The sequence below is a fragment of the Ruegeria sp. O6 genome (assembly GCF_056535045.1).
Genome location: NZ_JBQERM010000009.1, coordinates 22,437 through 40,948, shown reverse-complemented (window position 1 = coordinate 40,948; position 18,512 = coordinate 22,437). Strand labels below are relative to the sequence as shown.

23 protein-coding genes and 1 tRNA gene are annotated in these 18,512 nt (G+C 57.1%); 9 read left to right on the top strand and 15 right to left on the bottom strand.

Annotation, left to right across the window (positions count from 1 at the left end; genetic code table 11):
• The first annotated feature begins 32 nt into the window (after positions 1 to 32).
• The 3 genes from ACR0DY_RS12745 to ACR0DY_RS12735 all read left to right on the top strand — a co-directional run bounded on the left by ACR0DY_RS12745 (position 33) and on the right by ACR0DY_RS12735 (position 2,647).
• Positions 33 to 782 carry a transporter substrate-binding domain-containing protein gene (locus tag ACR0DY_RS12745; RefSeq protein ID WP_267365285.1) on the top strand — a complete coding sequence of 250 codons (750 nt, stop codon included), beginning with the start codon at positions 33 to 35 and terminating at the stop codon, positions 780 to 782.
• 79 nt (positions 783 to 861) lie between these two features.
• On the top strand, positions 862 to 1,749 hold the full coding sequence (locus tag ACR0DY_RS12740) for an ABC transporter permease (RefSeq protein ID WP_480545686.1): 888 nt from the start codon (positions 862 to 864) through the stop codon (positions 1,747 to 1,749).
• A gap of 91 nt (positions 1,750 to 1,840) precedes the next feature.
• Positions 1,841 to 2,647, top strand: coding sequence for an ABC transporter permease (locus ACR0DY_RS12735; RefSeq protein ID WP_480545687.1), 807 nt, complete (start codon positions 1,841 to 1,843; stop codon positions 2,645 to 2,647).
• A 92-nt stretch (positions 2,648 to 2,739) separates the two neighbouring features.
• Here the strand turns inward: ACR0DY_RS12735 and ACR0DY_RS12730 are convergent.
• Positions 2,740 to 2,816: transfer RNA gene (locus tag ACR0DY_RS12730), tRNA-His, on the bottom strand.
• Between the two features lie 48 nt (positions 2,817 to 2,864).
• Entirely contained in the window at positions 2,865 to 3,347 is a 483-nt protein-coding gene (locus ACR0DY_RS12725; RefSeq protein ID WP_480545688.1) for an N-acetyltransferase family protein, read from the bottom strand.
• A 77-nt stretch (positions 3,348 to 3,424) separates the two neighbouring features.
• Here ACR0DY_RS12725 and ACR0DY_RS12720 point away from each other — a divergent pair, with 77 nt between their 5' ends.
• The gene (locus tag ACR0DY_RS12720) at positions 3,425 to 3,613 is read left to right on the top strand and encodes a DUF6324 family protein (protein WP_117869403.1); all 189 of its coding nucleotides are present in this window, start codon (positions 3,425 to 3,427) and stop codon (positions 3,611 to 3,613) included.
• A gap of 4 nt (positions 3,614 to 3,617) precedes the next feature.
• Here the strand turns inward: ACR0DY_RS12720 and ACR0DY_RS12715 are convergent, their stop codons facing one another.
• Positions 3,618 to 4,049, bottom strand: a complete 432-nt coding sequence (locus tag ACR0DY_RS12715) for an MmcB family DNA repair protein (RefSeq protein WP_480481559.1) — start codon at positions 4,047 to 4,049, stop codon at positions 3,618 to 3,620.
• Between the two features lie 114 nt (positions 4,050 to 4,163).
• On the opposite strand from ACR0DY_RS12715, the gene ACR0DY_RS12710 reads away from it, so the two are divergent.
• The gene (locus ACR0DY_RS12710) at positions 4,164 to 4,484 is read left to right on the top strand and encodes an ArsR/SmtB family transcription factor (protein WP_480476940.1); all 321 of its coding nucleotides are present in this window, start codon (positions 4,164 to 4,166) and stop codon (positions 4,482 to 4,484) included.
• Entirely contained in the window at positions 4,481 to 4,906 is a 426-nt protein-coding gene (locus ACR0DY_RS12705; RefSeq protein ID WP_267365293.1) for an SRPBCC family protein, read from the top strand. Before ACR0DY_RS12710 ends, ACR0DY_RS12705 begins: the two co-directional genes overlap by 4 nt.
• A 387-nt stretch (positions 4,907 to 5,293) precedes the next feature.
• Here the strand turns inward: ACR0DY_RS12705 and ACR0DY_RS12700 are convergent, their stop codons facing one another.
• From ACR0DY_RS12700 to ACR0DY_RS12675, 6 genes are all read right to left on the bottom strand, one after another.
• A complete protein-coding gene (locus tag ACR0DY_RS12700; protein WP_480545689.1) occupies positions 5,294 to 6,460 on the bottom strand; it encodes an adenylate/guanylate cyclase domain-containing protein in 1,167 nt (388 codons plus the stop codon).
• Positions 6,461 to 6,725: 265 nt separating this feature from the next.
• Positions 6,726 to 7,031 (bottom strand): hypothetical protein, encoded by a 306-nt coding sequence (locus ACR0DY_RS12695; RefSeq protein ID WP_480481563.1) that lies wholly within the window; start codon positions 7,029 to 7,031, stop codon positions 6,726 to 6,728.
• 59 nt (positions 7,032 to 7,090) lie between these two features.
• The gene (gene nusB / locus ACR0DY_RS12690; protein WP_480481565.1) at positions 7,091 to 7,573 is read right to left on the bottom strand and encodes a transcription antitermination factor NusB; all 483 of its coding nucleotides are present in this window, start codon (positions 7,571 to 7,573) and stop codon (positions 7,091 to 7,093) included.
• A complete protein-coding gene (locus tag ACR0DY_RS12685) occupies positions 7,570 to 8,121 on the bottom strand; it encodes a 6,7-dimethyl-8-ribityllumazine synthase (RefSeq protein WP_480545690.1) in 552 nt (183 codons plus the stop codon). Before ACR0DY_RS12685 ends, nusB begins: the two co-directional genes overlap by 4 nt.
• Positions 8,122 to 8,123: 2 nt before the next feature.
• Complete coding sequence (gene ribB / locus ACR0DY_RS12680; RefSeq protein WP_267365297.1) at positions 8,124 to 9,245, bottom strand: 3,4-dihydroxy-2-butanone-4-phosphate synthase; 1,122 nt, start codon at positions 9,243 to 9,245, stop codon at positions 8,124 to 8,126.
• Positions 9,246 to 9,349: 104 nt separating this feature from the next.
• The gene (locus ACR0DY_RS12675; protein WP_480486061.1) at positions 9,350 to 9,937 is read right to left on the bottom strand and encodes a riboflavin synthase; all 588 of its coding nucleotides are present in this window, start codon (positions 9,935 to 9,937) and stop codon (positions 9,350 to 9,352) included.
• A 141-nt stretch (positions 9,938 to 10,078) separates the two neighbouring features.
• Here ACR0DY_RS12675 and ACR0DY_RS12670 point away from each other — a divergent pair, with 141 nt between their 5' ends.
• The 3 genes from ACR0DY_RS12670 (at position 10,079) to ACR0DY_RS12660 (ending at position 14,595) form a co-directional block, all read left to right on the top strand.
• A complete protein-coding gene (locus ACR0DY_RS12670) occupies positions 10,079 to 11,377 on the top strand; it encodes a capsule biosynthesis protein (RefSeq protein WP_480545691.1) in 1,299 nt (432 codons plus the stop codon).
• A gap of 80 nt (positions 11,378 to 11,457) precedes the next feature.
• A complete protein-coding gene (locus ACR0DY_RS12665) occupies positions 11,458 to 12,591 on the top strand; it encodes a polysaccharide biosynthesis/export family protein (protein WP_348540319.1) in 1,134 nt (377 codons plus the stop codon).
• A gap of 3 nt (positions 12,592 to 12,594) precedes the next feature.
• Entirely contained in the window at positions 12,595 to 14,595 is a 2,001-nt protein-coding gene (locus tag ACR0DY_RS12660; protein ID WP_480870327.1) for a capsular polysaccharide biosynthesis protein, read from the top strand.
• A 2-nt stretch (positions 14,596 to 14,597) separates the two neighbouring features.
• Here the strand turns inward: ACR0DY_RS12660 and ribD are convergent, their stop codons facing one another.
• From ribD to ACR0DY_RS12630, 6 genes are all read right to left on the bottom strand, one after another.
• A complete protein-coding gene (ribD, locus tag ACR0DY_RS12655; protein ID WP_480486068.1) occupies positions 14,598 to 15,698 on the bottom strand; it encodes a bifunctional diaminohydroxyphosphoribosylaminopyrimidine deaminase/5-amino-6-(5-phosphoribosylamino)uracil reductase RibD in 1,101 nt (366 codons plus the stop codon).
• Positions 15,695 to 16,165 carry a transcriptional regulator NrdR gene (gene nrdR / locus ACR0DY_RS12650; protein ID WP_267367325.1) on the bottom strand — a complete coding sequence of 157 codons (471 nt, stop codon included), beginning with the start codon at positions 16,163 to 16,165 and terminating at the stop codon, positions 15,695 to 15,697. Before nrdR ends, ribD begins: the two co-directional genes overlap by 4 nt.
• A gap of 120 nt (positions 16,166 to 16,285) precedes the next feature.
• On the bottom strand, positions 16,286 to 16,699 hold the full coding sequence (locus ACR0DY_RS12645; protein WP_480486070.1) for a secondary thiamine-phosphate synthase enzyme YjbQ: 414 nt from the start codon (positions 16,697 to 16,699) through the stop codon (positions 16,286 to 16,288).
• A gap of 21 nt (positions 16,700 to 16,720) precedes the next feature.
• Positions 16,721 to 17,125, bottom strand: a complete 405-nt coding sequence (locus ACR0DY_RS12640) for a hypothetical protein (RefSeq protein ID WP_480486072.1) — start codon at positions 17,123 to 17,125, stop codon at positions 16,721 to 16,723.
• A gap of 78 nt (positions 17,126 to 17,203) precedes the next feature.
• Positions 17,204 to 17,749, bottom strand: a complete 546-nt coding sequence (locus ACR0DY_RS12635; RefSeq protein ID WP_480898398.1) for a DUF4166 domain-containing protein — start codon at positions 17,747 to 17,749, stop codon at positions 17,204 to 17,206.
• A gap of 2 nt (positions 17,750 to 17,751) precedes the next feature.
• The gene (locus ACR0DY_RS12630) at positions 17,752 to 18,141 is read right to left on the bottom strand and encodes a thiol-disulfide oxidoreductase DCC family protein (protein WP_480898450.1); all 390 of its coding nucleotides are present in this window, start codon (positions 18,139 to 18,141) and stop codon (positions 17,752 to 17,754) included.
• Between the last annotated feature and the right edge of the window lie 371 nt (positions 18,142 to 18,512).

Genomic DNA, 18,512 nt, shown 5'->3' with positions numbered 1-18,512 from the left:
TCAAGAACAGAACCAAAACTGGGGAGTAACCAATGAAAAACCTGATTCTGTCCACTGCAGCCCTGGCGCTGACTGCTGGTATCGCGATGGCCGACACGGTCCGCATGGGCACCGAGGGCGCCTACCCTCCGTACAACTTCATCAACGATGCAGGTGAAATCGACGGGTTCGAGCGTGAAGTCGGCGACGAGCTGTGCAAACGCGCTAACCTGGAGTGTGAATGGGTCAAGAACGACTGGGATTCGATCATTCCGAACCTGGTCTCGGGCAACTACGACACCATCATCGCCGGTATGTCGATCACTGCCGAACGTGATGAGGTCATCGACTTTACCCAAGACTATTACCCGCCGACCGCGTCGGCCTATGTCGCGACCTCTGACTCGGCAGACGTAACCGGTGGTGTCGTTGCTGCGCAAACCGCCACGATCCAGGCAGGCCACGTTGCCGAATCCGGTGCAACCCTGGTTGAATTCGCGACCCCGGAAGAAACCATTGCAGCCGTCCGTAACGGCGAAGCCGATGCCGTTCTGGCCGACCGCGACTATCTGGTGCCGTTGGTCGAGGAATCGGGCGGTGAGCTGGTCTTTATCGGCGATCCGGTTCCGCTGGGCGGCGGCGTCGGCATGGGCCTGCGTGAAAGCGACGGTGAACTGCGCGGCAAGTTCGACGAAGCCATCACTTCGATGAAAGCCGACGGTACGCTGAACGAGATGCTGATCAAGTGGTTCGGTGAAGGCACCGCCACATACGGTACTGACGGTTCGGTCGTCACCAACTAAGACCTGACCAATCCCGGTCCGGTGCCTCGGCACCGGGCCGATTCCGGCCTAGCCGGAACAGACGTTGGAAAGACGCCATATGTTCTCGTACTGCGCTGATCCTGACACGCTGGGCACGTTCCGCTGGTTTTCATGCTACCTGACCAATGGCGTACACTGGTCGTTCTACCTGTCTTTCATCAAGGTTTTGGCCTTGCTGGCTGTGACCGCGCCCGTCGCACTTGGCTTCGGGTTTGCAGGTGCCATGGCGGCGCGCTCGCATTTCCCCCCGCTCAGCTGGCTGGGCAAAGGGTATATCGCGATTGTGCGCGGCGTGCCCGACATTGCGTTTTTCCTGTTTTTCGTCATCGCACTGGATCAGGCGTTCGAGTGGACGCGGCATAAGATATTGTGCCCGGACTGGACCGACCCAATCCGCCAGGGCAATGATTTCCTTGTTTGTCAGGCTGCCAAGCTGCCACTCGGGACCGCGCCTGAATGGATGCATGAAACCTATGGGTTTTTCCTTGCGGTCATCACCTTCTCTATCGTTTTTGGCGCCTTTGCGGCCAATGTCCTGTTCGGCGGAATGCGCGCCGTACCACATGCGCAACTGGAAACGGCCGAAGCTTATGGCATGAATCGCCGCCAGACCTTCTGGAAAATCCTCGTACCTCAGATGTGGGTTTACGCGCTGCCCGGCCTGTCAAATCTATGGATGGTGCTGATCAAGGCGACACCCCTGCTCTTCCTGCTGGGCGTCGAAGATATCGTGTATTGGGCGCGCGAACTTGGCGGCACCAAAACCTCGAAATTCACGCAATATCCACATGGCGATTGGCGCATGTGGTATTTCCTGTTCCTGCTGATCTTCTACCTTGGCATGACCCGTTTCTCGGAAATTGGGCTGGAAAAACTGATGCGGCGATTGTCCCACGGACAGGCCACTTCCGGCGGAGAGCTTCTGCGCAAGGAGACCACGGCATGATGATCCGCGTTCAAGACCGCAACCGGGCGCCGCACGCGATTGCACAGCAATCTCTTTCGCGCCCGCAATCTCCTTTCCAAGGAGCCCGAGCATGAGCTGCATCCAGACCATTCAGGATTACGGCCTGCGGTCGCTTGGCTTTGGCGAACGCCTGCTGCCCAAGACCGATTTCACCCTGTGCGAACAGTTCACCCTGATCGGCTCGGGCATGATCTGGAACATCTATTTCGGCGTCATGGCGCTGGCGACCGGGTTCTTTCTGGCCACCGCGCTGGCCGTCGGCAAAGCCTCGACCAACAAATGGCTGCGCAAACCTGCCGAATGGTTCATCTTTCTGTTCCGGGGCTCGCCTCTCTTTATCCAGTTCTTCTTTGCCTATTTCTTCTTCCTGTCGCTGAAGAAAACATATCCGATGTTCGACGCCTTCACCTCGGCCTGGCTCGGGGCGCTGATCGTGCTGTTCCTGAACACCGCAGCCTATTCGGGTGAGATTTTTTACGGTGCCCTGCGCTCGATCCCCAAGGGAGATATCGAAGCGGCAGATGCCTATGGCATGTCCGGCTGGTCGCGGTTTCGGCGGATCGTCTGGCCCACCATGCTGCGTCTGGCCTGGCCGGCCTATACGAACGAAGCGATCTTTCTGTTCCATGCCACCACGCTGGTCTTCTTCTCGGCCTTTCCGGCCTGGCAACAACGTGGCGACGCGCTCTATTACGCCAGCTATTTCGCGGACAAAACGTTCAACCCCTTCATCCCCTATCCAATTCTGGCGTTCTATTTCATCCTGCTGACATTGGTGATTGTCGGGGGATTTGGCCTGATCAACAAACGCCTGAACCGCCACCTGCCCACCGCCAATCGGGCAAAAATGCGGTTCAAACTGAACCTGGCGCGCTAAAAGACGGCGCGCCGCAAATTCCGGCGTTCAAGCCTACACTACGCTTGTAATACGCTTGGTGATGCGAGCACGGACAGTCGATTTGGGGGGAATGGTACCGCCTCCCTGGCTTGAACAGGGGACCTCTGGATCCACAATCCAGCGCTCTAACCAACTGAGCTAAGGCGGCACTTTGTGAGGGGCGATGTACCGAACGCGCCGGGGGAATGCAAGAGGATTAAAGCCGAATTCTCCAGCTTTGTTCGACAAGATCGACGCCAAAGGAATGCACCGGTTTGCTGTCGATCAGTTCCCAGCCAAACGCCCTGTAAAGCGCGCAGGCAGCCGTATGGCTTTCATGGGTCCACAAAACCATTTCCCGATATCCAGCCTCGCGTGCGAAGTCTGTACAGGTCTGTAACAGCCGTTTCCCCAACCCAAGTCCGCGCGCCTCGGGGACAAGCAGGAAGAGGCGCAGTTTGGCGGTTGTCTGGTCAACACGCACGCAGAAGATGCTACCCAGTCTTTGCCCAGCCCGTTCAGCAATCCAGCCTTTTTCAAAGGACGGGTCATTGTCGGCAATGAACTCCTCTAGGATGCGCGCAACCAACGGGGCAAAGCTGTCATCAAATCCTTCGTCGTGCGCATAGAGCAACCCGTGCTGTTCGACCAGCCACGCGGCATCATCGGGGCGAAACGTTCTGAGAACCACTTTATCCATGTCTTATCTGACCGCAAAGGTGACTTGATTCTCAACCCCGTGCGCGCTAGCACGAATGCTCAGTCTCGGAGGCATCGATGGGCATCAATACCGAACGCGATATTCAGGCCAACCTGCAAATCGGCCCGACCGATCAGGGGATGGTACGCTTGTTCATCGAAGCCGACGGCATCGAGATTCCGATGGATTTCGACCCCGAGGAAGCCGAAGAAATCGCCGACGAGATCCGCGCCGCGATACAGGCCGCCCTCGCCGTCAAAGGCTGAGGTTTTACAAGCGCGGATCGCGCAGCGCATGCAGACGGCGTGCTGCATCTGTTGCAAATTTCTGGATCATCTTCTTGCGCCGCGCCGGGGCAAGCTTGTCCTCGGGCGCCATGCGCACGATCTCGGCATCATAGGCGTCAGCAATAATCAATCCTGTTTCGTCAGGTAACAGATCGGTCGGAAACTCGGTATCCACGGCCCAGAAGAATCGGTCACACCATTCCAGATAGCCCTGCCATTTGGCATCCGATTGATAATCGGCACGGCTGGATTTGCATTCGATCACCCAAAGCTCACCTTTGGGACCCAGCCCCATCACATCGACACGCAGACCACGTGCCGGAACGAATTCTTCAACAGAAACAAAACCATGCGCGGCAAGGTGGCGTGCGACGCCACGCGCGAGCTTCTGTCCGGGCTGCAAATCTAACAACATACCCCAAATGTGAACAATTGGTGAACAAAAGTAAAGTACTGCATCGCGCTTGACATGGTACCATTTGGTATCGCATTAATATGATACCAAATGGTATCTGTTCTGGGGTTGCTTATGGATAACCGAACTCAAAACGCGTTCCGTGCGCTGGCCGATCCCACACGTAGGGACATTGTACAATTGCTCTCGTCTCAGGACATGACCATCGGGCAGTTGACAGACCGGTTCGACATGACCCGGGCCGCGGTCAAAAAGCATCTGACCGTGCTATCCGACGGCGGCTTGATCACCGTTGAAACCCGTGGCCGCGAACGCATTAACCGACTTGAACCACAAGGCATGGCCCCCGTTCTGGACTGGCTCAGATATTTTGACCAGTTCTGGGACGATCGCCTCAACTCTCTCAAGGAAGCTGTTGAAAGGAAATCGAAATGACCGATGCAGTTCTGAAGAAATCGATCTTTCTGAGGGCCGAGCCGGAAACGGTTTGGGCTTATCTTACAGACCCGGATCGCCTGGCGGAATGGTTCCACAAACCGAAACATCCTCTGACCGCGGGTCAAAAGCTGGAGATGTTTGGCACAACAAGCGGCGACCTGTTGATCTGGGGTGAGGTTCGCGTTGCCAACCCTCCAAAATATCTGGAATACACGTTCACCGTAAAACCGATGGGCGACGCGGTGAGCGTCGTCAAGTGGACCCTGGAACCCGTGGCAGGCGGGACGCGCCTTGACCTGCGGCATGAAGGCCTGCCGCAGGGGGCCGATGCCTTTGGCCTGATCCTGGCGCTGGACAAGGGTTGGGACGAGCACTTTGGCAAGATGCGCACGGCATTGCACGAAACTGTTGATGCCTGACCCCTTGTGCGAACCCGTCAGACGCCCTACTTAAGCGCGTGGCGGGTTCTGCCCTTCTTGTGACAGGTAGCATTCTGGTGGCCTTAAGCAATTCCGAGGGGGCTGGCTCTGTTCAGGTCCTGGCCTGATTACCTGGCGCCCACCTGTATATACAGGTCCTCGGGAATCAAACCACACGGTTGTTTGGTGGTCCCGCCACATTGCTGAATTGGCTCAGAGCACCACCAACGTCGGTCTTTACACGCCTGGATGCCATGCAGATCAAATTAATCCGCTCTGATAGCCCAATTCTTCCAAAAGCAATGCTGACTTAGTGTACCAGCCTTCCTGTTGAAACATAGCACCCATTCCCTGGCCCCAAGAATATTCATGCAAACTGGTTCAAGGCTATCCTTCGATGAGAGAAAACAATTCGATTGGATTAGCAAGGCCACGAACTTCGTGAACCCCACAAGGCAAAAACAGATCAGGTGAGGTCCCAGCAATCGCTGATGTTACCAGCACTCTGTGACCGATAGACTTGGTTAGACCTTCTATGCGACTGGCAACGTTCACTGCGCCCCCGAGAACCGTGAAATCAAGCCTTCCCGGACTGCCGATATTGCCATAGCTGACTTGCCCAACATTGATCCCGATTCCTACATCCAAAGACGACTTATTAGCCTCAACGCGGCGACTGTTGAGCGTCGTCAAACCGGCCAATACACTTTGTGCGGCTTGCGCAGCCTTTCGGCATCGGTCGGCGTGGTCAACCTGAGTTGCGATGGTGAAGATCGAGAGAATACCGTCACCCATAAACTTGAGAACATCGCCGCCGTTCTCTTCTACGGATTGCACAACCAGATCAAAGTAACCGCTCAGCGCGTCAAAAACATCCACCTCGGGAGCGGCTTCCGAAAGAGCCGTGAAACCTCGCAAATCAGAAAACATGACAACTGCATCAACTGTCGTTCGTTCGCCCCGCTTGATCCGCCCATTCCAAACCGCATCAGAGGGCCCATCACCAAGATATGTTCGTAGCAGCCCCTTGGCTGACTTGCGCATTGTGACGGGTTCCAAGGCGGACGATAGAGCAGGCAGAGCTTCCTCAATCAATTCCAGATGTTGCGGTGAAAAACCGTCTGGGTCCTGTGTAACAAATGTACAGCCGTGCAGAGATCCATCACCATAACACAAAAGGGTGGCATAGTAGTCTGTGCCACCCGACTCAGCGAATTCAAGATACGATGAATGCTCGGTCCTTGGATCAAGTTGTCGCAGACTTTTATGAAGTGGCTTTCTGTGCTCCAGAATGTACTCAAATGAGCTGCCAACATACCCGTCTGTCGACATCGTTTCATGAGTTACGTCGTAGCTGTCGGTCCGGTCAGGGGTCCAGACTATCCCCCATGCAATAAGTAACGGATTGGCGAACCGCTGACCAATATTGACTCGCCAGAGTGGAACGCCTTCGTCAACTAATGACGAGCAGAAATGAGAAACTACTTTCACGGGGTCGCCTGAGCGGCGTCCTTCGGTAATCATCCAGTCGGTTAATTGTGGTACGGAGGCCATGTTGTCAAACTAGTCTCTTGGACAAGATGATCAAAGTCCCTTCCTATTAGCAGGTTATTCAAAGCGCTATATTGAAGGAATATGTTCAGACCAAGGCCCCAGATACGCCATTCTGAATATCCGCGATAGGCTGAAATCAACCGCATACAAACGTGACAGCGGCTGCATCTGCTTTGAAGCTGCAACAGTCAATGTCGGCGCAACCATCTCACGATATGCCAGAGAACCCATAAGAGGCTTGGTGTGATAAAGCCTGGCATCAAAATTAGCGTGAAACACTCGCCTCTTGCTTGATCGCAACTGGTTTCAAATCATCTAAAACCGGTGTTCCCCGGCGCGGGCCTTGCGGCTTTTCTGCCATGCTCATGATCTTGTAGGCGAACTGGACACCGGCAAAGACAATGCCGTTCATGAACCAGATCATCACCAAAGCGATAAGACCGATTTCCGAACTGGTTATCAGATGGCGCAGGTTTGCGACATTCAGCGCCAACAGGACGCCGACAAACACAGCCGAAATGACAAAGCCCCAGGCAACTTGCGTGATATAAAGGCGGATCAGTTTGGGCATGGCGAACCTCTTTGCGCTATGACATTCAAGTTAGCGCATATCTGGTTCTCGTAAAGGCGTCAGAATGCCTCGGGCTGTGCCTCGCGGGCCATATGATCCAGCACAGCATTGACGAATTTCGGCTCTTTGCCTTCCGGGAAAAACGCACGCGCAACGTCAACAAATTCAGTGATGACAACCTTTGGCGGCGTGTCGCTTTGGGTCAGCTCTGCCCCAGCCGCACGGAACAGCGCCCGCAAGGTCGGGTCAATCCGAGCGATCGGCCATTTGGCGACCAGCGCACGGTCCGTCATCTGGTCGATGGCCGCCTGATAGTTCACCGCATTGTCGACCAACGAGCGGAAGACACTGATATCACCGTCCAACATTTCCTCACCCTCATAGACAGCGCCAAAACGGTGATCCAGAAACTCATTCACGACAGCTTCGGTCGTTTGCCCGGACTGTTCCATCTGGAACAGCGCCTGCACGGCATAAAGCCGGGCGGCGGATTTCATCAGGCGTTTCTGGTTGGCCGGTTTCGGCGCGTCTGTCTTGGTCATGCTGTCGAGGGTCCGTTGCTGTCGCCCGCCACGAGGATGGACTCGGACGGCGGTTTGAAACCAACGCCCTTTTGGGAAGAGCCCCACTTACGGCTGAGCGCGATCAGATGCAAGGCCGCAGCAGCAGCCCCACCCCCTTTATTCATCTTTTTCGGGTTCGCGCGGACTTCGGCCTGCGCGTCGTTTTCCACAGTCAGAATGCCATTGCCGATGCACAGGCCCTGCAGGCCCATCAACTGGATGGCCCGGCTGGAGTCATTGCAAACGGTTTCGTAATGCGTGGTCTCGCCGCGAATGACGCAGCCCAGCGCGACGTAGCCATCAAAGTTGCACTGACGGTCGGCCATTGCGATGGCGGTCGGGATTTCCAGCGCGCCGGGCACCTCGACCACTTCGCAGGTTCCGCCCGCGGCTTCGATTTCGGCCTTCGCGCCCGTGATCAGGTTATCGGCAATCGCACGATAAAACGGCGCCGCCACGATCAGCAGCTTGACCGGCTTGTCAAATGTCGGTGTCGGCAGAACGCCATGTTCGTCTTGAGCAGCCATGATCAGTCTTCCTTCAAAATCGAACGGGTACCGACGATGGACAGGCCAAACGCGTCAAGCCCCAGATATACGGTTTCTGGCGAGTCGGTCAGCAGAACCAGTTCCTGAATTCCCATCTTGGACAGGATCTGGGCCCCCAGACCGGTTTGTTTAATGGTGCGCGGCCCCTCGTCACCCGTCGCATATAGCGAGTTGCGCGGTTGACGGAACAGGCAGACCACGCCCCGTCCTTCTTCAGCAATCTTTTCCATGGCGCGCGGCAGTTCGCGCGATGATTTCGGACCAAGACCCAGAATATCGGGGGCCTCGTGCAGAGCATGGGTGCGGGTCAACACCGGTTCGGGTGTGGTGATATCGCCCTTGATCATGACCACGTGTTCGATGCCATGGGTCTGATCGGTGAACAGCCGCATTTCCCACTCGCCGCCATATTCTGACGTCACCATCTGACGCGAGGTTTCAACCACCAGATTGTCGTTGCGCGACCGGTAGGCAATCAGGTCACTGATCGTGCCGATCTTCATGTTGTGCTCTTGCGCAAACTCAACCAGATCGGGCAGACGCGCCATGGTGCCGTCGGGTTTCATGATCTCGCAGATCACGCCCGAGGGGTTCAGGCCGGCCAGACGCGAGATATCAACGGCAGCCTCGGTATGACCGGCACGCACCAGCACCCCACCCCGCTTGGCGCGCAAGGGGAAGACGTGGCCCGGTGTCGCGATATGGGCCATCGTGTTCTGCTCGTTGATCGCAGTTGCCACGGTCAGCGCACGGTCGGCGGCAGAGATCCCGGTGCTGACCCCTTCGCGCGCCTCGATGGACACGGTGAATGCGGTTTCGTGCCGGGATGAGTTGTTCACCGCCATCATCGGCAGCCCAAGTGCTTCGACCCGTTCTGCCGTCATCGGCAGGCAGATCAGGCCACGGCCATGGGTGGCCATAAAGTTAATGGCCTCGGCATCGGCGAACTCGGCAGCAATCACCAGATCGCCCTCGTTTTCGCGATCCTCGTGGTCGACCAGGATATACATCCGGCCCGCACGCGCCTCTTCAATAATGTCTTCGATCGGGCTGATCGCGTCGCGCAGCCGGGCCTCGACCGGGCCGGGTGTCTCAAAGCTCATTGGGCAGCCTTTCGCATGGCATGTTTGAACGGCGGAATAGACCACTGAGGGCACAAAGACCAGTCCACAAACGGCGCAGGTCTGTTCCGACGCGACGTATCCTATCAGGACATTTCGGCCAGACGCGCCACATAACGGGCCAGCGTATCGATCTCAAGATTGACCCTGTCACCGACCTGCACGTCACCCCAAGTGGTGACCTCTTTGGTGTGTGGAATGAAGTTGATGCCAAAATCGCAGTCTGTCACGTCATTGACCGTCAGGGATGTGCCGTTCAGTGCCACCGACCCTTTGGGCGCGATGAACCGTGCAAGATCCTTTGGCGCGCGCAAGGTGACGCGGGTGCTGTCGCCGTCTTCCTTGATCGCGATCACCTCGGCTACGCCATCCACATGGCCCGAAACGATGTGACCGCCCAGTTCGTCACCAACCTTCAGGGCGCGTTCCAGATTGACACGCTTGCCGACAGCCCAGGTGTCGAGATTGGTTTTCGAAACGGTTTCCGCGCTGATCTGGACGTCATACCAATCGTCGCCCAACGCGATCACGGTCAGGCACACACCGTCACTGGCAATCGAGGCCCCGATATCGATGCCCGCAGTGTCATAGGTGGTCCTGATCCGCGCACGCAGGTCTCCCTGCTGCTCCAGCTCGGCGACGGTGCCCATGTCGGTGACGATCCCTGTAAACATTCCGTTAACCCTCAGTTCCTAACCTGTGCCTGACTTTCACCGTCGAGGTAAGGCCAACGGGCCGCGCGGGCAAGCCCTGCCTTGCCGTACACCCACCAAACGGGCATAGTTTTGGCAACAACAACAATACGAGCAGTTCGGATGCCGCACCCGCCTTCAAGGTCTCATGATCGGGTCTTCCTGTTCCTTCAGGGCCCGCACGGACCTTTTTTCCCGGCCTTGGGGCGTATGTTACGCGCCACGGGGGCCCGGGTCTGGCGGGTTGGGTTCAATGCAGGTGATCAGGCGTTCTGGTTCGACAAGGCGAGTTACATCCCGTTTCAGGACAAACCGGAAAACTGGCCCGCAACACTGTCCTCTTTGATCGCTGAAAAAGCCGTTACGGATATTGTTCTATATGGCGACACCAGACCCATCCATGCGCGTGCGGTCGAAATCGCGCGGTCGTGCGGAGTTACCGTACATGTATTCGAGGAAGGGTATCTGCGCCCCTGGTGGGTGACTTATGAGCGGAACGGGTCAAATGGAAACTCAAGGCTGATGTCGCTGGATATTCAGCAAATGCGTCAGGCCATGGCCCTGTCCGACCGAAAGGCACCGCCGCCCCCGTCGCATTGGGGAGACATGCGGCACCATATCTTCTATGGCGCCCTTTATCATTGGTTCGTGATGGCCCTGAACAGTCGTTACCGCAACTTTCAACCGCACAGGGAATTGCCTGTCTCGCAGGAATTCAGATTGTACCTCAAGCGGCTGTTTTTGATGCCTTTTCACCGTCTTCAGCGAAGTTTGGCGACGACGCGGGTCAGGTGGGGCGGATACCCCTATCATCTGGTACTGTTGCAGCTTGGGCATGACAGTTCGGTGCAGGCTCATTCCAGCTTTTCGGGTATGTGTGAATTTCTTGAGCTGGTAATCGAAGGATTTGCACAAGGCGCGCCCGCCCATCACAGGCTGGTGGTAAAGGAACACCCGTTGGAAAACCATCGCGAACCGTTGCGACGCCGGGCCCGCGAGATAGCCGGAAAACATGGCATCAGCGACCGGGTTCATTATGTGCCGGGCGGCAAGCTGGCCAGATTGCTGGATGAGGCAAGTTCGGCCGTCACCGTGAATTCCACCGCTGGACAGCAGGTCCTGTGGCGGGGTATTCCATTGCGCATTTTCGGGCGTTCGGTTTACGACAAGCCCGATTTCGTCTCACAGCAGCCGATCGCAGCGTTTTTCGCCGATCCCTGCCACCCGGATGCCGAAGCCTATCGCTGTTATCGGCAGTTTCTTCTGGAAACCAGTCAGGTACCCGGCGGGTTCTATTCAAGACGAGGGCGCCGACAGCTGCTGCGCCGCGCCGTGGATATGCTTTTGGACACCAACGATCCTTACCAATCGGTCCTGAATACGAACGAGGCGCGAACGACACAGTTGAAAGTCGTCGAATGAAACGGGTGGTGTGTGACTGGAAGTTAAGCAACTTACCAGCTAGTCTGCACGCAACTACAAAAGACTGAGGATATCGGGCGGTGAAAGTCTCTCCTAGGCGATGGATGCGGGGTGTGTCCCTTGTGGCTGCAATTGGTCTGCTGGCTGCGTGCCAGCTACCAAAATCCGGACCGAACAAATCCGAAATTCTGGCCGGTTCAGTTCAAAACGGGGGCAACGCATATGTCGTTGAAGTTGACGACAATGTCACACGCGCGACGTCCGCCATTCCTCAGTACGGCTTTTCGTCCTCCTTCAGCAGTGCCCAGACATTGACCGCAGATACCGTCCGCCCTGGTGACGTGCTGGGGCTGACCATCTGGGAAAACGTCGACGATGGCTTGCTGTCAGGCGAAACCGGTCTTGCGACCGCGTTGAACGAGGTTCAGGTTGATAGTGACGGATTTATCTTTGTCCCCTATGCAGGCCGGATTCGGGCCGCGGGAAACACGCCGGAACAGCTGCGCGTTCTGATCACAGACAAGCTTCAGGAACAAACGCCGGACCCGCAGGTCGAAGTACGGCGCGTCGCGGGTGACGGGTCCACCGTCTCGCTGACGGGCACGGTCGCCGCACCGGGCATTTATCCGATTGAACGGCCAACCCGATCGCTGCTTGGTATGTTGTCCCAGGCGGGCGGGGTCTCGGTCGCGTCGGACATCGCGCTGGTGACCCTGATCCGGGGCGATCAGAAGGGTACCGTTTGGTACGAGGACCTGTTCCGCAACCCCAAGCTGGACGTCGCCCTGCGCGGTGGCGACCGCATTCTGGTGGAAGAGGACAGCAGATCGTATATCGCCCTTGGCGCAACCGGGGGCCAGTCGCGCGTGGCATTTGAAAGTCAGGATCTGTCGGCACTGGAAGCCTTGGCGCAGGTCGGTGGTCTGCTGACGCTTTCCTCGGATCCAACGGGAATATTCATTCTGCGCAAGGAACGTCAGGATGTCGCCCGCAGTATCACCGGACGCGCCGACCTCAAAGGGGATCAGCGCATGATCTACCTGCTGAACCTGACAGCCCCCAACGGCCTGTTCATTGCACGCGATTTCGTGATCCGGGATGATGATACAATCTACGTGACCGAAGCGCCCTATGCGCAGTGGAGCAAGTCGATCTCACTTATCGCAGGCGGTCTGACTCCCGTTGCAAACGTTGCCACGCTAACCGGCAATTGATGCATGCGGCCCGATCCCGACACGTCAGCCGGGAGCGGGCAAAATCGGCTGTTTGTTTATAACGGCGGCTTTCTGACCCAGAAACGTCTGAGACGAATTCTGTCGCTTTCGGGTTACGACATTCGACTGGGATTTCCGAAAGAAGGCGATTGCGTAGGCGTCTGGGGCAACAGCCCGACAGCACATCGCGGTCTTAAGATTGCTGAAAAACACGCTGCCCCGATTCTGCGGGTCGAGGACGCCTTTCTCAGATCTCTGCACCCGGGCCGGAATGGCGAGCCCCCTTCGGGGCTGTTGCTGGATCGTTCCGGCCTGCAATTCGATGCCGCCACGCCGTCTGAACTTGAAACAATGCTGGCCACGCACCCTCTGGATGACACGGCCCTGCTGAACCGGGCCCGCGCCGCGATCACGCGGATCAGAGAGCTTAACCTCAGCAAGTATTCCGCCTTCGATCTCGATCTTGAACCACCCGATCCGGGCTATGTTCTGGTGATTGATCAGACGGTCGGCGATGCGTCGGTAACAGCAAGCGGAGCGGACCGCGCCCGGTTTCTTGAAATGCTTGTCTTGGCGCAGGAGGAAAACCCCGGCGCGCGCATCCTGATCAAGACGCATCCTGAAACACTGGCGGGTCACCGTCAGGGGCATTTTACCGATCAGGACCTGTCAGACCGGATAACGCGGTTCAGCGACCCGATCAGCCCATGGCCGTTGCTTGAAGGGGCTGTTGCTGTCTACACCGTGTCCTCACAACTGGGGTTTGAGGCAATTCTGGCAGGCCACAAACCGCGTGTGTTCGGCCAACCTTTCTATGCCGGATGGGGCCTGACGCAGGATGACAGACCCGTTCCGCGCCGCCAGCGCAGCCTGACACGGGCGCAATTGTTCGCGGCCGCCATGCTGCTGTACCCGACTTGGTATGACCCCTATCGCGATCAGCTGTGCGAGCTGGAAACGGTACTGGACACGTTAGAGGCAAATACCCGCGCCTGGCGACAGGACAAGAACGGCTGGACGGCATCCGGGATGCGCTTGTGGAAACGCAGGCATCTGCAACAGTTTTTCGGGCAACATGGAAAGCTGCGCTTTACGGCATCTCAACCCGGCACACCGGACCGCCCCCACATGGTATGGGCCAGCCAGGCAAGGAACACCGAAGGGGCGGTTCGGGTCGAAGACGGGTTCCTGCGTTCACGCGGGCTTGGGGCGGCACTGGTCCCGCCATTGTCGCTGGTGACAGACGAGATCGGTATCTACTACGACCCGACAAAACCCAGCCAGTTGGAAGAGCTGATCACTTTGCGTGAAACGTTGAGGCCGGATCAGGACCTGCGCGCGGAACGTCTTGTCGAAAACCTTTTGGCCGAAGGCCTGAGCAAATACAATACCGGCAATCCGACCAGCCCCCTGCCCGAAGGCCATCGTATTCTTGTGCCCGGACAGGTCGAGGACGACGCCTCGATCCTGTTGGGTACCAGCGCGGTCCGCAACAATCTGGACCTGCTGAAAACTGTGCGCGATGCCAATCCCGACGCGATCCTGATTTACAAACCCCACCCCGATGTCGAAGCGGGTCTGCGCGAAGGCAGGATCGATGCCGAGGCGATTGCAGACATTGTTTTAACCCAAACAGACCCCGCGTCATTGTTGCCGCACGTGCAGGAAGTATGGACCATGACATCGCTTCTGGGGTTCGAGGCTTTGCTGCGCGGCGTGAAGGTTACAACTCTGGGCGCGCCCTTTTATGCGGGTTGGGGGCTGACCACGGATCTGGGGGTTGTTCCCGCCCGGCGTGGCGCACGACCAACGTTGATGGGCCTCGTCCATGCCACCCTGATTGATTACCCTCGTTATTTCGACCCGGTCACGGGGCAACCCTGCCCGGTCGAGGTTGCAGTTGAACGTCTGGCGCAGGGCACTTGTGCTCCGACCGGTCCGTTCAATCGAGTTCTGTCAAAACTTCAGGGCGCGTTTGCGACACATGCGCACTTGTGGCGCTAAACCTAGTCCGACGCCCTGCGCCAACGGTGCAGGATATCCCCACCCACCACTTTCGCTTCAACCAGTTCGAACCGTGGCGCGGCGTCCAGTGTCGTTAAAGCCAATGTTCCCACGGCAGCCAGACCTTCGGCTCCGATGGTCAATCCAGCGGTAAATCCGACCAGTTCATCCACCAGATCCTCGGCCAGCAGCGACGCTGCCAGCGCCGCCCCACCTTCGCAGAAGACGCTGGTCAGACCGGCTTGCCCCAACTGTTGGAGCAGATCGACCGCGTCAACCTGATGATCTTTCAACGCACAGGGGATCAGCTTTGCGCCCAATCCTTCCCAGGCTTTCGCGCGCTCGGCATCCGGGTGATGCGCATGGCAGAGCCACACAGGTGTCTTTGATGCCGTGCGGGCCAAATGCCCCATCAGGGATATATCCATATGGCGCGAAACCACAACGCGCACGGGCTGATGATCAATGCCAAGATCCCGAACTGTCAGTGAGGGATCGTCAGCCCGCGCTGTACCCGCTCCGACCATCACCGCGTCGTGTCGCGCACGCATGGCATGGACAACGCGGCGCGCCTGTGGCCCGGTAATCCATTGGCTGTGCCCGGTCGAGGTTGCGATCCTCCCGTCAAAACTGCTGGCCAGCTTGAGGGTCACGAAAGGTCGGCCCTGTTCGGTCTTCAGAAAGAAGCCCGCCAGATCACGTTCCGCCTGCTCTGCGAGGACACCGGTTACGACCTTAATTCCGGCCTCGCGCAACTTGGCAAAGCCCTGCCCCGCGACACGCGGATCGCTGTCTTCCACGGCTGCCACGACACGGGCGACACCCGCAGCAATCAAAGCCTCGGCACAGGGGGGTGTTTTGCCGTGGTGGGCGCAGGGTTCCAAAGTCACATAGGCGGTCGCGCCATGTGCGGCCTGCCCGGCTTGCGCCAAAGCCTCGGTTTCGGCATGGGGGCGGCCGCCCGGCTGGGTCCAACCGCGCCCGACAATCCGGCCTTTGCGCACGATAACACACCCCACCGCAGGGTTTGGCCAGCACATCCCCTGACCGCGCCGCCCCAGTGACAGGGCCAGCGCCATGAAACGCTTATCTTTTTCGCTCACTCGTCCGTCGGTGGCTGCGGCGGGCGCAGTTCGTGGACAAACTCCTCAAAATCATCGGCCGCCTGGAAATTCTTGTACACACTCGCAAAGCGAACATACGCGACGGTATCGATCCGCGCCAGAGCTTCCATAACGATCTCACCGATCTTGTGGGACGGGATATCCGTGTCGCCCATGCTTTCCAGCCGACGCACGATACCCGAAATCATCTGATCGATCCGCTCGGGATCAACTGGCCGTTTCTGCATCGAGATGCGGATCGAACGTTCCAGTTTGTCGCGGTCGAAATCCTCGCGCTTACCATTGGTCTTTATGACAACCAAATCACGCAGCTGCACACGCTCATAGGTCGTGAACCGCCCGCCACAGGCCGGGCAGAACCGGCGTCGGCGGATTGCCACGTGGTCCTCTGCCGGACGTGAATCTTTTACCTGAGTATCGATATTTCCGCAAAACGGGCAGCGCATCCGCCGTCTCCTCGTCCCTTGTTCCGCCTCTTTTTGTAAGCGCTGCGACTTACTTATCCACAACTATAGGGCAGCAACTAGAGTTTGGGTAGTCGGAAATTTCAACCGCTAGATAAAGGGTCAGACAAGGTGCGCTGCAATCCGTCTCTGGTGTGGTGCCGTGCGGTGTTCAAACAGATATATTCCCTGCCATGTTCCAAGGCATGGGCGACCCTGCACCACAGGTATCGACAAGGATACCGGCAACAGCGCAGCCTTTATATGCGCTGGCATGTCGTCGGGGCCTTCATAAGTATGCCGAAGATACGACATTGCCGGGTGATTGGACGGCGGCACCAGCCTTTCGAAAAACGCCCGAAGATCAGTTTGAACTTCGGGGTCTGCGTTTTCCTGAACAAGCAATGAACAGGAGGTGTGGCGAACAAAAAGCGTCAGTAAGCCATCCGTCGCCACCTGCCCCAGCCACTGCGTCACCTCGGACGTGAATTCGTAAAGACCTGATCCTTGGGTCCGGATTACAAATTCAGTCTGCATTCGCGGTGTCTCGCCGTTTTGTCAGTCGTTATAGAACGGTCGATAGTTACACCTGGCATTCGCGCCTTGTACAGACATGCTGGTGCCAGGTTGAAAACCGATTGTAACAAAGCTGCTTGGCTGTGCACCCACATTCTGGGGCGGCTTGGTCGAGAACTGAACCGCCGTTTTACGACCGGTGGTGACGCTTGGCCCATACCCGCGCAACACGTAGATCCGATCGCGCCAGCCCGCGCCCAATGTACGCCGTGCATAATCCGCTGCCGCGCACCAGTATCCTTCGGTACGCTGGTCGCCGCGCGGAATAACTTCGAAATCGGTGGCGTTTATCGGCTCGGTCCGGTACCCGTGCGGTGCCGCGTCAGCCGTCATTGGAATGCTGAACGCCAGGGCGGCAATCGCGGCAAATGTCCGTGTATGTTTCATTGTCATTTCTTCCCTGATTGTGTGTCTCAAAAAGGTTAGGCCATAAGCTTCGTCGGCACAGGGTCGCTCACGTTCTGTTTAATCCGTCTCATGCGTTGCGTGAACCGGCGTGAGCCATCCTTGGTACCTGATCAACAACCCCAGTCCCGGCGCGTCCGCAGACACATCAAACCGAAAGCGCCCCGCTTTGTCCTGCCATTCGTGCGTTCTTGAACGCGGCAAGGAAAAAGATGGCATCGGGATGCCAAACACGGTCAGGCGGAGAATTTTGATATGCATCCCGTTTTCCTGCCAAATGGGCTGCAACCAAATCGAGACCGCGCCGAAAGATTCCCGAACACACTCTCTTTTCGTATCATATTTCAGAGTTGATCGGGTTTTGTGGCCCGCGAATTTCCGGTCCCATGACCAGATTTCGCCATTTGAATCAATCTGCAGGGAAACGGGGATGTCTTTGCCGTTTTGCGGAAACCCTGCCAGACGTGTTACAAGGGCAACCCATATCCCTTTGCCACGTTCGATGTCGCAGCATCCTGCAAAGCAGCCCTCGCTCATGTGCAGATCTCGAACCGCCTTTGGCAACCTTTCGGTCGATCCTATCGCCTTAAGAAAGGGATCGCCCATCGCTAGTACCCGTTTTCGGCAAAACGAACCCTGATATCGGGACCGGGAACCAGACATGTCTCGGAACGCCCGAAGAACGCGTATCTGTTTCGTGCGATCAGGCGATAGGCGGGATCCTTGATAAGCCGAGGCAGAAACCGGCACATTGAGAACAGCGACCACGGGCCGCGCAACTGTTGCATCGCCGCTGCAAACGCATCCAGATGCTGAAAAACAGCGCCATCCACAACGACCAGATTTGTTTGAAAATCCTGTGTGGGAAGGCCGAGATCACGATATAGTTTTTGCCCAAGCGGGGATTGCGCCGTTGCAAATTGGAAAACATGGCGCCGGTCACGTTTCAGCATAAATTGGAAAAACCCCGAACACAGCACGCATTCACCGTCAAACACAATTAGGTTTTGGTCATAAACCCCTGTATTAATGAAATTATCTTGCAAGGTTTTACACCGGAATTATTGACTTAAAGCCAGCCTGACAAAACCACCTGAGCGAAGCAATGCGACATGTACGAAAGGTGTGGGGGCGTGCCGGGGAGCCTTGACCAGAGGCTGGTGATTTCCCCGAGGCTCTGACCTCATCCCCATAAAGGTCTGGACCCGGCAACACTGCTGAAGTGGTTCGTTACACGTGGCGACGCTTGTCCATATTGGTCAAAAATTTTCGAGATACCGCCAGAGATGGCTTGTTTTAGCGAAGAACCCACTTGTCAGCACCGTCGATCATGAAAGAAAATTCTCTGATAGTCTGCCTATGTATTTGA